This is a genomic window from Marisediminitalea aggregata (assembly GCF_900129565.1).
GTDB lineage: Bacteria > Pseudomonadota > Gammaproteobacteria > Enterobacterales > Alteromonadaceae > Alteromonas > Alteromonas aggregata.
In genome coordinates, this window is sequence record NZ_FQWD01000003.1 from 559,095 (window position 1) to 574,135 (window position 15,041).

Annotated in this window: 12 protein-coding genes; 11 read left to right on the forward strand and 1 reads right to left on the reverse strand. The window is 48.7% G+C overall.

The window, feature by feature from the left end:
• Positions 1–387 precede the first annotated feature (387 nt).
• The 10 genes from BUB81_RS10490 to BUB81_RS10535 all read left to right on the forward strand — a co-directional run bounded on the left by BUB81_RS10490 (position 388) and on the right by BUB81_RS10535 (position 9,276).
• Entirely contained in the window at positions 388–1,578 is a 1,191-nt protein-coding gene (locus tag BUB81_RS10490; RefSeq protein ID WP_245819172.1) for an NRAMP family divalent metal transporter, read from the forward strand.
• Between the two features lie 4 nt (positions 1,579–1,582).
• Positions 1,583–2,455 (forward strand): 5'-methylthioadenosine/S-adenosylhomocysteine nucleosidase, encoded by an 873-nt coding sequence (locus BUB81_RS10495; RefSeq protein ID WP_073322396.1) that lies wholly within the window; start codon positions 1,583–1,585, stop codon positions 2,453–2,455.
• A 120-nt stretch (positions 2,456–2,575) separates the two neighbouring features.
• Entirely contained in the window at positions 2,576–3,244 is a 669-nt protein-coding gene (locus BUB81_RS10500; RefSeq protein ID WP_084526434.1) for a TonB family protein, read from the forward strand.
• Between the two features lie 11 nt (positions 3,245–3,255).
• Positions 3,256–3,864: a sigma-70 family RNA polymerase sigma factor gene (locus BUB81_RS10505; protein WP_084526436.1), complete on the forward strand. Its 609-nt coding sequence runs from the start codon at positions 3,256–3,258 to the stop codon at positions 3,862–3,864.
• Positions 3,861–4,427 carry a hypothetical protein gene (locus BUB81_RS10510; RefSeq protein ID WP_073322397.1) on the forward strand — a complete coding sequence of 189 codons (567 nt, stop codon included), beginning with the start codon at positions 3,861–3,863 and terminating at the stop codon, positions 4,425–4,427. Before BUB81_RS10505 ends, BUB81_RS10510 begins: the two co-directional genes overlap by 4 nt.
• Positions 4,421–5,167 (forward strand): hypothetical protein, encoded by a 747-nt coding sequence (locus tag BUB81_RS10515; protein WP_073322398.1) that lies wholly within the window; start codon positions 4,421–4,423, stop codon positions 5,165–5,167. The genes BUB81_RS10510 and BUB81_RS10515 overlap by 7 nt, the downstream gene beginning before the upstream one ends.
• Before the next feature lie 8 nt (positions 5,168–5,175).
• On the forward strand, positions 5,176–6,168 hold the full coding sequence (locus BUB81_RS10520; protein ID WP_073322400.1) for an SRPBCC family protein: 993 nt from the start codon (positions 5,176–5,178) through the stop codon (positions 6,166–6,168).
• A 328-nt stretch (positions 6,169–6,496) separates the two neighbouring features.
• On the forward strand, positions 6,497–7,144 hold the full coding sequence (locus BUB81_RS10525) for a carbonic anhydrase (protein WP_073322402.1): 648 nt from the start codon (positions 6,497–6,499) through the stop codon (positions 7,142–7,144).
• 10 nt (positions 7,145–7,154) lie between these two features.
• Positions 7,155–8,693, forward strand: a complete 1,539-nt coding sequence (locus tag BUB81_RS10530; protein WP_073322404.1) for a SulP family inorganic anion transporter — start codon at positions 7,155–7,157, stop codon at positions 8,691–8,693.
• Positions 8,694–8,835: 142 nt separating this feature from the next.
• Positions 8,836–9,276 carry a DUF3291 domain-containing protein gene (locus BUB81_RS10535; protein WP_073322406.1) on the forward strand — a complete coding sequence of 147 codons (441 nt, stop codon included), beginning with the start codon at positions 8,836–8,838 and terminating at the stop codon, positions 9,274–9,276.
• 48 nt (positions 9,277–9,324) lie between these two features.
• Here BUB81_RS10535 and BUB81_RS22485 read toward each other — a convergent pair whose 3' ends face one another.
• Positions 9,325–12,420, reverse strand: a complete 3,096-nt coding sequence (locus BUB81_RS22485; protein ID WP_073322408.1) for a rhamnogalacturonan lyase — start codon at positions 12,418–12,420, stop codon at positions 9,325–9,327.
• 287 nt (positions 12,421–12,707) lie between these two features.
• Here BUB81_RS22485 and BUB81_RS10545 point away from each other — a divergent pair, with 287 nt between their 5' ends.
• Positions 12,708–15,041: a PilZ domain-containing protein gene (locus BUB81_RS10545; RefSeq protein ID WP_073322410.1), complete on the forward strand. Its 2,334-nt coding sequence runs from the start codon at positions 12,708–12,710 to the stop codon at positions 15,039–15,041.

Consider the following 15,041-nt stretch of genomic DNA (forward strand, 5'->3'; position numbering starts at 1 on the left):
GACTTCCATAAATTTATACGTCGCCTGAATCCCTGTAAGGACACCATGTAATATTGAGTATAGGAGAAATGGGCGCGTTCTACTACACACTTGTATTTTCCCGACTTTTAGCTGCAATTCGCGGAATAAGCCAGGCACTTTAAAGCGAACAATGCTGAGTAATGTCAGCGCAATGTGGGTATTGTTAATAAAACCATAGAAGAGCATGCGATGAATTGATGTTTGCGAAAAAACAATCGTTATTTATTAGTGCTTTAATTAGGTTACACTGGTCACACATATTGCATTTACGTCTTTTCAGGACTGCTCGTGGAACAGCACTCGGTATCGGATAACCGTTTTTCTCGTCTTCAATTACTTATACAACGCCTTGGCCCGGGCATTCTCATGGCCACAGCGGCTATAGGCGGCAGCCATCTCGTGGCTTCCACTCAGGCTGGAGCAAAATTTGGCTGGCAACTAGCGCTGCTTATTCTGGCCGTTAACCTGTTTAAATACCCATTTTTTCGGGCGGGTGTGAGTTACACCATTTCCACACAACAAACACTACAGACCGGCTATGCGGAAATGGGTAAGCCTTATCTGCTCACCAGTTTTGTATTAAATGGCTTGGTTTCCTTTGTGAACGCTGCCGCACTATTGTTGTTTTCTGCCAGCTTATTTAGTTTATTCATTCCTTTTACCCTGCCCTTACCGGTAATAGCAGGCGGGTTATTGGCGGTTATGTTGCTGGTGTTGATTGCAGGTCACTATCACCTGCTCAATCAGGTGGCCAAGTTCATCATGATTGCGTTGGTTATTGCCACAGTGAGCGCGACGCTCATAGCCTGGCAACAAGGCCCGGTTGCGCCGGCAGACTTCGAGTCACCTTCGCCGTGGAATTTAGCTGCCATCGGCTTTTTAGTGGTCACCATGGGCTGGATGCCCGCGCCAATCGAAATATCGGGTATTACGTCACTGTGGTTAAAACAACAGTGCCGCGAGCAAACCGTTACGCCCTCGTCCGCTTTGTTTGATTTTAATCTGGGCTATGTTGTTACCCTGCTCCTGGCTTTGGTTTTTCTTGCCTTAGGCGCACTGGTGTTGCATGGCAGCGGTGAACCTTTGGCGAGTGGCGGTATTGGTTTTTCTCAACAATTGGTAAGTTTATATGCCTCTACCATTGGTGAATGGGCGCGCTACCTGATCGCTATTGTCGCCTTCCTGTGTATTTTTGGTTCCGCCATTACCGTTTACGATGGCTATTCCCGTGCACTTGCGGAATGTCACAGCTTACTTAAAGGCAAGTCAGATATCCCGGAAAACATCTATGTGGGCTGGTTGATCTGGGTATCGGTGATGAGTTTCGCTATTGTGGTGTTCTTCAAGTCTGCCCTGCTCACCATGCTGGGATTCGCCATGACACTGGCATTTGTTACCACGCCTATGTTTGCGTGGCTGAATTATCGGTTGGTACAGAGAGCAAACCTGTCACCGGAACTAAGCGGTGGTAAGGCATTATTGTGGTTAAGTCGGGCTGGTCTTGTTTATCTGTTTGGCTTTTTAGCCGTCTTTATTGTTTGGAAATGGATGCTGTAATCTTATGAGTGTATTTCGCCGTATTATTGTCTTCGCTTCGCTTTTAATCTCTGCGTTTGTGCAGGCCGACAACTTTAAGCAAGTCGCCATTCCTGCCGCACCTGCTACCCAAGCCCCCGTAATGATTCAGGGCCCCATGCCAATTGAAGCCGAACACTTTGCCGGCCTGCTGGATAATGTACGAAAAGAACAATCAGGCCATGCCACCTTTTACTTAGGTACGTTAAACGGCTACCCCATTGTGGTAGCGCAAACTGGCAAAGGGTTGGAGAATACCGCCGCTGCTACGGCAATTGGGATAGAGCGTTACCGCCCCCGCGCGATCATCAATCAGGGCACCTCGGGTGGCCATGATCCGAGCCTGAAAGTGGGCGATATTGTAATAGGCAAACGCTCTGTGAACGCGAGTAACTTCAAAACGCCGTTTCGTGCTAAAGGCGAAGGTTCAGCCCCACTGGAATGGTTGCCCATGGACTTACTTGCATCGTCGGGCAGCGCCGGTGAAGGCGATTCAGCGAAAGATGCGGAGCGCATTCGCTATTATCTGGGGTCACCAGAACTCATTGCCGCTGCGCATGCGGTTAAACACGAATATGAACGTGGCAAAGTGGTTGAAGGCACAATTGCCAGCGGGAACTTCTGGAACAATGAAGTTGATCGTATTGCCTGGCTACACAACCAATTTGGTACCAGCACTGAGGAAATGGAAACCGCGGCTGCTGCTCAGGTCGCTGAAGCTTACGGTGTGCCTTTTGTCGGCATTCGGGTGCTTTCCAATAACCTGACCAATGGCGGACATTACGACCCCACTACCGCTACAGATTGTCAGGCCTTTGTGCAGGCAATGCTGCTGCATTATCTGGCTGGGGAAAAATAGTTTAAAATAGTTCACCCCTTCTGGCCGACTCCGTCGTTGTATGTGTGAAGAGGCGCAGAAACAGGTGATTTAACATGGCCGTTTCATGCGCTGCTTCGCATTAATAATAAGGAGCTTCGCATGCAAACAAACATCGCTACGCCAACACCTCACGCAATACCCGCCAATTCTCTTGTTGTCCCTGGAAGCGTCAAAACGCTTACTCATATAGCACTAGCTGGTGCGGTGACATTTGGTTTATTCGTTATGATGGCCAAACTCATTGAGCAGAACGCGGAAGTGCCCGTGCCAACAGAAACGCCGGTATTAGCGAACATTGTGCTGGATGTGGAAGAAACCAAAACCCAGGTACGTCCTAAGATAAAGCCCATGCCTGAACCGGTAAAAGCACCGGAAACCAAGCCTACCATTCCGCCTCAGGATCCCGGCCCGACTAATACGAACTTCAATGTCGATCCGGTAACGGTAAATACGGAAGTCACGATAAATACCACAATGGGTAATGGTACGCAGGATATGATGGCCCGTCCTATTGTGCGTGTTGACCCCAGCTACCCACCCGATGCCGCGCGTGATGGTGTAGAAGGTTGGGTAAAGCTGGCTTTCGACCTGACACCGCAAGGTTCGGTAGCCAATATCAGTATTCTGGATGCTGAACCCAAACGCGTCTTTGATCGCGAAGCACGCCGCGCACTGGCAAAATGGAAATACCAGCCTCGGGTAGAAAAAGGTGTACCCATGGCACAAACTGGGTTACAAGTGATACTGACGTTCGCGTTAGAGCAGTAAGGACAGTGCCAATGGGAATAGCCAGACTGGGATTTCTGACTTCAATAAAAAACAGGCTAACCGCTGCCGGCCAGGAAACCGCGCCCACATTGGCGCAATCCTCTCCTGCCGCCAGCAGCTGGGATTCGCTTTTACAGCGCTATCAAACCACCGGCGATAACCGCGCGCTGGAAGCGCTGTACGACGAACATGCCAACCGCCTTTACTATTATCTATTGGTGATGAGCGACCCCAACACTGCCGCCGATGTCACGCAAAAAGTGTGGCTCAAACTGGTAGAGTCGCCGCATCTGTACAAAGCACAGGGGCAGTTCCAGGCGTGGCTATTTACGGTTGGCCATCGCATGCTCATTGATGAAATTCGCAGAGACAAACGCTGGACCTACGACGATGATGTCGAGTCGCTGCCCGATGAACATCAGGAACTCCGTCACTGCGACGATTTTCATCAGGCGTTGAAGCAACTCCCTTTCGCCCAGCGCGAAGCCTTTTCACTACAGCAGGAGGACTTTAGCCTGCAGGACATCGCAACCATCTGTAATGTACCGGTTGAGACCGTCAAAACACGACTGCGCTACGCCCGGGATAACCTGCGGAAACTGTGGAAGCCATCAGCATGAACGACAACGAATTTAAACAAGCTTACGAACAAAGTAAGCAGCAATATCCGGCGCCGGGACGCATTAAACGGCAGGTGATTAATCAGGCAAAACAGCCATTCTCCTGGCAGAACTACCTGCCGGGTAAAGAGTGGATGGCATTGTGCGGCGCACTATGTTGTTTGGTCGTGATCTACGCAATGAACACATTTACTCAACAGTCACCAGTTGCGCATTCAGACGCACTTGAGGTTGCTGTTGCTTATCACGGCTACGAAGATGAATTACCTGACACCAGCCAGTATCAACAACAACTCACTGTGTATAACAAAGCCTATAAAGACAAACTGGCTACGTTAACCGCGTTCCACTCGAAGCACGCTATGTTGGCCAAACATGAAGGCAACTGGTTATTCACCGACTGTAACAATCAAAAAATTACGGTGTCGCCACAGCTCATGCAGGATTTAATGCTGCACAAACGGGCTGACGCCGAATTGATGGCGGGTAACTTTGTAGAACTGGTCTTTGACGATCAAGGGCGCTTGATTCAAATTACACAAAGTCGGAAGCACTTATGTTAATCAGAAAGCTATGTACTTCACTCAGCGTTGTCATTTTGGCCAGCCAGTCTGTTTTCGCAACTACCTGGGGAGAAGCCGAGGTCGCAGACCCCATACTGACAGGCGAGACCTGTCAGGTTTCCGAACCGGCGAGTTACGGAAGCTATATCTATCACTGGCCAAGTAAATACGATCAGGTATTTTGGCCTTACACCGACCGGCACGGTATCTGGGTATGTGAAGCGTCTGGTTTTGTCGGTTTAATAGGTGACTTTACACTTTCCGAACAGGAAAAAGCCGCCATCACTCATTACCTTTCAGCCCATACTCCCGACAATACGACCATCGTAGGAAAGCTGGAAACGCTTGAAGCCCTGACTGCAATACGCGATCTAGATGGGGATGAGCGCAACCATATGAAACGATTACTGGCCCGTTGGTACGAAGACCTGGGTGACCCTGTGAAAGCCAATAAATACCGACAAGCAGCGCTCTCTGAAATCGCTCTTTTCCTGGCAAATAATGCAGCCGGTGAAGTTGATGAATACCATCGTTTACAATACCTCTATGTGGCCACGGCTTACAGTTATCACTTAGGTAAGACGGATGACGGCAACACTTACAAGCAGGCTTTTGAACAGTTATCGCTGAGCTTAAAAGATCCTGATAATCTTGGTTTTGCCGACTATATTAAAGCACTCCTTGAAGATATTCGCACTATTCCTCTCGGCGGTGCGCTTTCTCTTCCCGTGGATCAATAATCCCCGTCATGACGTTGTCTCCCTCACATATTGGTATTGTTTGCGGCGCGCTCTATGGCCTGTTATTCAGGGTTGTATGGGAACTGGATAAGCTCAGTCATCTGAACGGTTTGGTGACAGCGTCGTTTTTATTCCTGGTGCCTTTTGCGATTGGCTACATCCGCATCTATTATGAACTAAAGCAATGCCAGACCATCTCGGCGTCCAGAGCGAGTACATTGGCGTGGCAGCCTGTTTTTGTTTGTATGCTGGTATCCGTTATTACGCTGTTAGAGGGCAGTATTTGCGTCGTTCTTGCTTCACCCGCCTTTCTGTTTTTTGCCAGTATGGGCGGCCTGGCCGCGCGCTGGATCCAACTTCGTCAGGCTACGAAATCAGACAAACCTTTACTGTGTACCGTATTACTCCCCGTACTGTGTACTCCTATTGAATTAACGACCCTTTCATCAACCTATCAATACACGGTTAGCGACAGTGTGATTATACAAGCCACACCAGATCAGGTTTGGCAGGAATTAGGAAACGTCAGCGACATTAGCAAAGATGAGCTTCCATTGTCATTCGGGCAACTTATCGGTATTCCCCGACCATTACGTGCGTCTATGAGCGCGCTTGAGAACAATGCAGTCAGAACCAGTGAATGGGAAAAAGGCGTGGTGTTCCAGGAAATCATTACTGCCTGGGAGCCAGCCGAGCGAATGGCCTATCGCTTTGACATTAATCCCGAGCAAATCCCGGATACGGCATTGGATAAACATGTAAAAATGGGCGGCGAATTATTTTCGCCTTTGTACGGTAGTTATCACCTGCAACTGACACCGGAAGGCTATACCCTGCTTACCCTCAGTACAACGTTAACCGATAACACCAACCTGGGTGGGTACTCGCGGTTTTGGGGACGTGTCATTTTCCATGACTTTCACTACATGTTGTTACGGCTCATGAAGCACCGGGCAGAACAACATACTGTAAAATCAAAATCTCACGGAAGCGCTTCGTGACCTGCTGCCAGTACACTGACATGCTGAGTTATACAACCTCACAAAACCAACACAACACAACAAATACAATTTTAACAAAATATAAACAAACCATTGTTTTTACAACTATTTTCAAATGAAAAACGTGACAGTGATTTGTCGCAAAATTTCGTTTATCTGCAGTAAAAAATGCCGGCTTCCCGCAGTTTAACCCGCTAATTCTCCGCTCTGGCTCATTCCCACCCCATGATAGTCAATGACTATCACTAAGTGAGATTTTAAACTATATCGTTATCACCGAATATGACTATCAGACATTTTATTTTCTTCTATAACCGGAGCTTTCCCCATGGATCATGTTATATCTGGTGTCGCTAAATTTCAGCGTGATGTTTTCCCCGAGCAGCAAGATACGTTTAAAAAACTGGCCAATGGCCAGAGCCCTGAAGTTCTCTTTATCACCTGCGCAGATTCGCGCATCGATCCAAACCTGGTAACACAAACTGCCCCAGGCGAATTATTCATCTGCCGAAATGCAGGTAACATTGTTCCGCCACACAGCAACCAGACTGGCGGCATGACTGCATCTATCGAATTTGCTGTGGCTGCACTTGGCGTGAAACACATCGTTATTTGCGGTCATACCGACTGTGGTGCTATGAAAGGGGCGATTACCCCTGACAAACTGGACAGCTTGCCTCACGTAAAAGAGTGGTTGGGTCATTGCCGTTGTGCCACCGAAGTCGTTAAAGAAGTCCACGGCGAAGTAACAATGGATCATCTGGACGACGTCACCAAAGAAAATGTGTTACAGCAATTACAGCACATTAAAACGCATCCTGCTGTGGCGGCAAAACTGGCAACCGGCGCAGTTCAGCTGCACGGCTGGGTTTACAACATTGAGCACGGCACGATCGCTTGCTGGAACCCGCAAACTAAAGCGTTTGAAGAAATGGAACAGGCTTATGCCGAATCCAGGCTGACAGCCTCACTCTAAGGAATCAATGATGAAAATGGATCTCTCATTTAAACATATTAAGCAGGATCTCCCTGCCAGTATTGTTGTGTTCTTCGTGGCCCTGCCTCTCTGTTTAGGTATTGCGCTGGCATCTGGTGCACCACTTTTCTCGGGTATCATCGCCGGTATCGTGGGCGGTATTGTCGTAGGTATGGCCAGTGGCTCTCGATTGGGTGTGAGCGGCCCGGCAGCAGGTTTGGCTGTAATTGTTTTCGATGCTATTGCTACGCTTGGTAGTTGGGAGCTATTTCTCTGTGCGGTTGTACTGGCGGGGGTATTTCAAATTGCGCTTGGCTATTTACGCGCCGGGTTCGTTGCCTACTTTTTCCCAACGTCGGTCATTACTGGCATGTTGACGGGGATCGGTTTACTGATCATTCTGAAACAGCTGCCGTACTTACTGGGCTGGCACGCCGACTTTCTGGGCGAGCAAGCGTTCCAACAATTTAATGGGGAAAACACATTTTCAGCCATTACTCATGCCATCTCTCAGATTTCGTTACCTGCCCTGTTGATTTCAGCGTTCTCGCTGGCGTTGCTAGTGGTGTGGGACAAATACCTGACGCCCAAGCACAAGATTTTCCAGCTTATTCAAGGCCCCATTGTGGTTGTATTGTTGGGTATCGTCTTTACCGTCATTCTCAATCAGGCCAGTGCGCCATTGAGCGTGGACCAGTTGGTATCTCTGCCGGTAATCAGCAGTTTTACTGACTTAACGAACGAGATGGCATTTCCTGCCTTCGAGCAAATGTTTAGCCTTGATGTACTGACGGTTGCTGCGGTGATGGCCATTGTCGCCAGTATCGAAACCCTGTTGAGCGTAGAAGCTACCGACAAACTTGACCCTCAGCGCAATACCACACCAACCAATCGTGAATTGAAAGCTCAGGGGCTGGGTAACATTTTCTCTGGTTTACTTGGTGGTTTACCGGTAACACAGGTAATTGTTCGCAGTTCAGCCAACATCGCGTTTGGTGCCAGATCGAAACTCAGTGCCATCATGCACGGCTTTTTCCTGCTGATTGCCGTGGTCGCCATTGGCGGACTTCTCAACCTGATCCCACTCGCATCGTTAGCGGCGGTATTAATTATTGTGGGCTACAAACTGGCTAAACCGGCTACTTTTTCCGTGATGTACCGCGCGGGCTGGGAGCAGTTTTTACCCTTTATGGCTACGATCATTGTGATGCTGGTTACCGATTTGTTGTCAGGTGTGATTGCCGGATTAGCCGTGAGCGTATTTTTTACCCTCAAGCACAGCTACAAGAACTCGTTCCACTTCCGCGATACCGTAGAAAATCAGAACGATTTGGAAACCCATCACATTGTGCTGGCAGAGGAAGTCTCGTTCTTTAACAAGCCCAGTATTTTGAAGAAACTGAATTCTCTGCCTGAAAACTCAAAAGTCATCCTGGATTTTACTAACTCAAAATCCGTTGCCTTCGACGTAATAGAGCTGGTGAAGGACTTCAGTGCCAAAGCCCATCATCGCAATATTTCTGTAGAAACGGTGGCGTTGAAATACTAACCATAGTTGACCCGGGGCAGTTCGCTGCTCCGGTATAACTCTTCCTTCCCTATGATTACCCACCCATCGCTGTTTAAAAAACCTCCCGATGTCCCCATAATATCCAGTCAACTGACATCACTATTTGGACAAGGACATCCTCATGCAACTCGCTCAACTCAATATCGCCAAAGCGCGCTATTCATTAGACGCCCCTGAAATTAGCGATTTTGTAGATAATCTGGACAACGTTAACGCTATTGCAGAGTCTTGCGATGGATTTGTATGGCGTTTAAAAGACGAGGCCGGTAATGCGACCAATATTAAGGTGTTTGAAGACCCCGACTTATTGATAAATATGTCAGTGTGGACCTCGCCTCAAGCGTTAAAAGACTTTATGTTCAAAACCCTGCACCGGGACTTTATGCGCAGAAAAAATGAATGGTTCTACCCGCCTGAACAGAATACCTACGTATTGTGGTGGATAGAAGATGGGCATATTCCAACCATTGATGAAGCCATCGAACGACTCACCCTGTTGCGGGAACAAGGTGAATCCCCCGAGGCTTTTTCATTTAAATCGTCTTTCCCGGCGCCGCGCTGAATAGCGAAAAGTGCCTCTGTTCAGCAATTGGGGCCTGTTAATTGACTATCAGAACATTACCACGGCTTCCGGATCGGTATTGTAGGTAGTGCCATCCTGCATAGTGAGTTTAAACATGTACCAGTATTGTGTACCTTCAACCAGCCCCTGATTATCCAGAAACACGCCGCTGGTAGGTGCCCCGGGGCTGATTCGAGTGCGTCCGCCAAGCTGCTCGCTGGTGTTACGATAAATTTGCACACTGCGGATCGGTTGGGCGAAACCCTCAAGAGACCAACTGATTTGAATGCCTCCTTCAACCTTTTGACTCACCAGATTGGTTTGTGGAACCGCATTTGTTTGTGAATAGGTGATCGCCGCTTCTGGCTCTGTATTGAAGGTACTGCCATCCTGCATGGTTAATTTGAACATGTACCAATAGGTAGTGCCTGCAACCAGTCCCTGTGAATCTGTCAGGCTACCGGCAACCTGTGCGCTGGGACTGATTCGGGTTCGTCCGCCTAATTGGTTTCGGGTGTTGCGGTACACCTGCACACCGCGAATAGGTTGTGGGAAGTCTTCCAAAGACCAGCTTATCTGAATGCCACCCTGTACTTCCTCACTGGTGAGGTGTGTCTTGGGTACTAAAAAGCGTTCGGCGAAAATCGGGCCTTCTTCTATTACCGTACCATCGCGTGTAATGAATGACAGCCAGTAATAGTATTGTTCTCCCCCCAGACTCGATGCATCCTGCCAGGCAGTATCAGTTGCAGCCAGCGTTGCCACTGTTTGACGTGATAATGTGCCAGAATCGGCGTCAGGGTCCGTGATCGTGGCTCTGTCAATGTCGATACTGACAATATCAATTGACCGGGTAAACCAGGCTAATTGTACCGGACCATCCGTGCTGTTTTGGTAAGTGTCAACAACGGGAATCAGGCTGGTTGTAAGTGAGGCATAGGTGGGCTCGAGCTTAACGACCTCAAACTGACGAAGCAGTTGCATTTCAGCCCAGTATAAATAGGTGACATCGGGTGCAACATCGGTGTCTACAAACACAGAATCGTTTCGGTTTAACGTTGCGACCCACTGTTTATTTTCAGGATCGTCAGCAGTACTGCGGTAAATATCCGTCGATTTTACTTTATCACCCGACTGATACAGCTTAACCACAATGTGTTGCTCAAAACCGTTAGCCGATGCCTTAGCAAACGGTTCGACGGCTGTTTCTGACACAGTAAACGCAGGGGTGTCGGTCATATCGGTCCCCAGGTAAAAACTGGGGTGCGGCGGTTGATTGTAACCGACGTTTTGCCATGCAATCGCAACGCGATACTGGGGATCATGCATTAGCGTTGGGAAGCGATATTGCGTCGGGTGTGTAGTTGAAAAAATACGAAGTTCACTGCTGTCTGCTGTGGCCCAAATAACTTCTTCGCGCCAGTCTCCCAGAATATCAGCAGACAGCCCAGGCGTTGCCTTGGTGCCATTGTTCGACACCACACCATAATCTGCCCCTTCCAGTAATGGCGTTGTACCAGCACTCTCCGGCAACCATTTTGAAATCGTCGTTTTATCCAGCAATTCCCGGCTTAGATCGCCATCCCACCAGGTGACAAAGTTTACTGGTGCAGGGCGTGAAGTACTAATTAACGTGCCATCTGCTGCAACCAGTCCGCCGCGCGTCGCCCAGTTTTCATTACCGACATAGTTGGGGTCGATATCTGCACTTACTCCTCGGCCAACATCAGCCTGATTGCTGGGGCGATGCCACAGTATTTCGCCGGTTGCGGCATCATGTAATTCCACACCATACTCAACGCCATTTTTTGTATAAGCCGACGGGGACTCGTGCACCATGTAGATTTCCATGCCCGGGCGGTTAGGATCGATGTCGGTCATGTGCTGTGCATCACCATGTCCCAACTCGGTGGAATACAATAAGTGCCCGTCGTCATCAATGGTCGCAGCGCCGTAGGCGATCTCGTCTTTGCCGTCATTATCCACGTCGCCAACGGTGACGCTGTGAGCGCCTTGTCCGTATGCCAGTGCATCGGCACCACCATTGTCTGTATCGAATACCCAGCGACGTTGAAATTCACCGGCCTCCCAGTCATAAGCTGCAATGACCGCCCGGGTATAATAACCACGCGCCATAAATAGACTCGGTTTGCTACCATCCAGATAAGCCACCCCGGCCAAAAAACGATCAACACGGTTGCCGTACCCGTCTCCCCAGCTATTCACATCGCCGCGTGCGGGCTCATAATCAATAGTATCCAGCGCTTTACCTGTGAGGCCATCGAACATGGTAAGGTATTCCGGACCCGATAAAATATATCCGGCATCATTGCGGTAGTCCGCAGTAGCATCACCAATAATCTGACCCTCACCGTCGACGCTACCATCTGCCGTTTTCATTGCAAGCTCTGCACGGCCGTCACCATCAAAGTCATAAGCAATAAATTGTGTGTAATGTGCGCCTGATCGAATATTTGGCCCAAGGTCGATTCGCCACAGCTGTTCGCCCTCAAGGGTATATGCATCAATCAATGTTGGCCCCGTATCCCCGGCCTGTGAGTTGTCTTTGGCATTGCTGGGATACCACTTCACCAGAATTTCATACTGACCGTCGCCGTCCAAATCGGCCACAGAGGTGTCATTTGCAGAGTAACTGTAAGTTTGGCCCTTTATCCAGCCATCTTCAGGCTTTACCAGCGGTACTGATAAGTAAGGCATGGTCCAGGGCGTCACTTTATCAGACACGCCGGTACCGCCAACTGGCGGCTGTATGCGATTGTGCTGTCGGCTATAGAACGCTTTAACCTGATACCGATCTGAAGCTGTGCCTTGTTCATCAACAAACGAAGTCACATCGGTCAACTTACTATGATTGATTTTCTGGCCATTGCGATACACATCAAATGACACTGTTTCGGGATCCCTGGCAAGTAAACGCCAACTCAGGTAATTGCCGTTATTGGTCGGCACCGCTATCAGTCCCCGGTCCAGCTGTTCAACCTGAGGCCCACTGGTTGCAACAGGATGTTGTGCCTTAGTGGGTCTGGTTAATTGTTTAGCCCCACAACTTGCGCTAAACACAATCGGTAGCAAAGCCGCAGCCAGGCATAGCCGCGATTTTCCGTTTCGTTTTATCAGTGTCATATGCCCTACCTTGTCGATGTTCGTCACTGGTTTTAATAAAAACTTCAAAAGTTAAGAAAATGTAAACTAGACAAACAAATAATCAACAACAAGCAATAGCCGTCTTTATTAATCATTTTGGTTAAAATACGAACTTTTGAAAGGTAATCTTTTACTGTGAGACACATGGTTAAGGGTCGCGTGACGCTACCCCATGCCCCTGATAAAACCATAAACACTGTTCAATGGCGGCACTTTGGTGTTATGTTAAGTTTCATGGCATTACGTACTCGAAAAGAACAAAAACGATGAGTACCGAACAAGACATTATTGAACGCTACGGCTCCGTTATAAAAGCACTCATTCCTTATCAGCAGCAAGGTAAGTTGTTGGAGGGATTGAATCGCTTTTCTTCCAGACTGAATGCGCAGGCCCGCAACGTTATAAAAAACGAAGTTATTCGACTGACATCGCAAACAGATGCGCCAGCCGACAACTCTGCATTCGCTCAATTTCCGGTTAAGAAATTTGCTCACTTCGGCATCACCATGACCCTTGACCGGGTAGGCGCAGAAATACTGAAGCGGGAAACGGCGCGCTACCTGGACCAATACACGGTCGGCGTATTCGAGTCTATTACCAACTCGGACTTCTATAAAAATCAGGTCACGCGCAAATTACGCCAGAAAATAATGCAGGCGTTCACGGTGCAGTCGCAAAGCTATAAAGACATTGTATTTGACGATGACTTGTCAATTACTCCCCATTTTTCAGTATCAACAACGGCGTACCAGAATGGTAGAAGCCTCGCTGTAGTCGCACTCAGCGCCTCGGAAATCACGGTAGCCTGTACCCGCTCCCCCAAGTTTGCTGACGAGCCGGTTCCCATTCTGTTTCCCGACATTATGGGACTTTGCAAGGCGCACCAGGAAATCCACTACCGGTTTAAAGATGTCGAGTTCAGTAGCCGCACACAACGGCATCACGCCACATTCACGCTAGCGGAAGAGGATGAGGAGTGGCGTCCCAAAATAGCCAAATACCTGGCCGGTGTTTCGTTGCGCATGCCTTTGGAGCGCGACCTGGAAATCGAGCGTACCATGCAAGCGCTGGATCGCGACCGTATTGTGGAGAACTCGCCATGGATCCCAGTGTTTCTGCGCAACGAAAATGACACCTTTATTCCCACCATGGTATTGCTGACCGGCACCAACGCCGAGCGTAATCCCGGCTGTCGCAACACCCGCTTCCTACCTGGTAAGGCAAGGTTTAAGCGGATTATGGACGAACTCCAACGCTATCACGAAACCTTTGTGTTCAGAGCAACTATTGTCTCAGGCACCGGTAAACCCATTGAGTTATGCGCTACCCTCAGAGAGCTTGAACACGCGAATATACTGGGCTTTTTTATCAAACTGGCAGAAGAATCCGGTAGCTTAGCTATCTGGCAATACCGCTTGAGTGAAATCCCGGACACAGATCGCAGCAATGCGATGACAATTCAGGATATAAAAACGGAAGACTCCGAACTGATCCCACAGTTGAAGCACATTTTATATGCTCGCATGATGAACGAAGAGCTGGGGAAACTGAAAGCACACTGTAATATAGAGAAGGCGAAACTTCCCAAACAGCTAAGCGACAGTCAGGCCTGTTGGCCACTGCATTTTGTTATGGAAGAAGGCAATGATCGCCGCGCAGAGCCGCGTTATCGAATAGAAAAAAGCGCCTCCGTAAAATTTGGCCTGATGAGCACTTACCATGCCATCGTCAGGGATTTTTCGTTAAGCGGCATGCAAATAGAGCTACTGTCTCCCCCACAGGAAGCGACACCGGAATTTATTAAAGTGAGTGTCCCTGATTTAAAAATGAAAGGCTTGCGCTATCAGGTCCTCAATTATTCACCGCAAACACTGGTAATGCGCTTAAAGCTCGAGGCGAACGATGCCAACAACAAAATGGCCAGCAAAATTAAAGGCCAGAACGCTTCCATGCTGAAGATTCGCAATATCGAGCAGCAACAAAAAGTGTATTTCCGATATCTGTGGGAACTGGCTTCGAGAAACCAACCGCATATTGCGATTCAAATCATTAATGGCCGACAAATGCACGGCAGGTTGAAAACCGTGTATATGCCAGAGCAAAGTAATGACTTGTATCCCTTCAAGCAACTTACGAATGAAGTGCCTCTGCATGGTTTTGTTGCCGATATGGACAAGTCACCACCTGACTCCAGTGTATTACGACGCTTGCTGCAACAGGCAAATCGATACCACATGGCAATCCACTGTGAAAGAAAAGCCGATCAACGCCTGATTGCCCTGACAGCCCACGAGTGTTTTGCCAGTAAATTACGCAAACAAATCGTGCAATATCTGGAAGAAAACAAGGTAATTTTGTGTGCAACGACGTTGGAATGCCATGCAAACGTTCGCCAGACTACGCCGATGACCAAGCAACGTTTGGCTTTGCTCTCCAAGGTAGACATGGACGTGTATGAGAAACTGCTCAACCTGCAGCACACCTATTCACACGTGATTCACCTTATCGATGTTTCACCGCTGATACAGGCTTTGACACTGGCCCAGTATGTGCCTACCGAGAGTCAGGAGACAGCCAGTGATAAGCCAGAGAGTGCCTGA

Coding starts and splice junctions, on each gene's coding strand:
- BUB81_RS10490 (WP_245819172.1), top strand. CDS start 388: ATGGCCACAGCGGCTATAGGCGGCAGCCATCTCGTGGCTTCCACTCAG.
- BUB81_RS10495 (WP_073322396.1), top strand. CDS start 1,583: ATGAGTGTATTTCGCCGTATTATTGTCTTCGCTTCGCTTTTAATCTCT.
- BUB81_RS10500 (WP_084526434.1), top strand. CDS start 2,576: ATGCAAACAAACATCGCTACGCCAACACCTCACGCAATACCCGCCAAT.
- BUB81_RS10505 (WP_084526436.1), top strand. CDS start 3,256: ATGGGAATAGCCAGACTGGGATTTCTGACTTCAATAAAAAACAGGCTA.
- BUB81_RS10510 (WP_073322397.1), top strand. CDS start 3,861: ATGAACGACAACGAATTTAAACAAGCTTACGAACAAAGTAAGCAGCAA.
- BUB81_RS10515 (WP_073322398.1), top strand. CDS start 4,421: ATGTTAATCAGAAAGCTATGTACTTCACTCAGCGTTGTCATTTTGGCC.
- BUB81_RS10520 (WP_073322400.1), top strand. CDS start 5,176: ATGACGTTGTCTCCCTCACATATTGGTATTGTTTGCGGCGCGCTCTAT.
- BUB81_RS10525 (WP_073322402.1), top strand. CDS start 6,497: ATGGATCATGTTATATCTGGTGTCGCTAAATTTCAGCGTGATGTTTTC.
- BUB81_RS10530 (WP_073322404.1), top strand. CDS start 7,155: ATGAAAATGGATCTCTCATTTAAACATATTAAGCAGGATCTCCCTGCC.
- BUB81_RS10535 (WP_073322406.1), top strand. CDS start 8,836: ATGCAACTCGCTCAACTCAATATCGCCAAAGCGCGCTATTCATTAGAC.
- BUB81_RS22485 (WP_073322408.1), bottom strand. CDS start 12,420: ATGACACTGATAAAACGAAACGGAAAATCGCGGCTATGCCTGGCTGCG.
- BUB81_RS10545 (WP_073322410.1), top strand. CDS start 12,708: ATGAGTACCGAACAAGACATTATTGAACGCTACGGCTCCGTTATAAAA.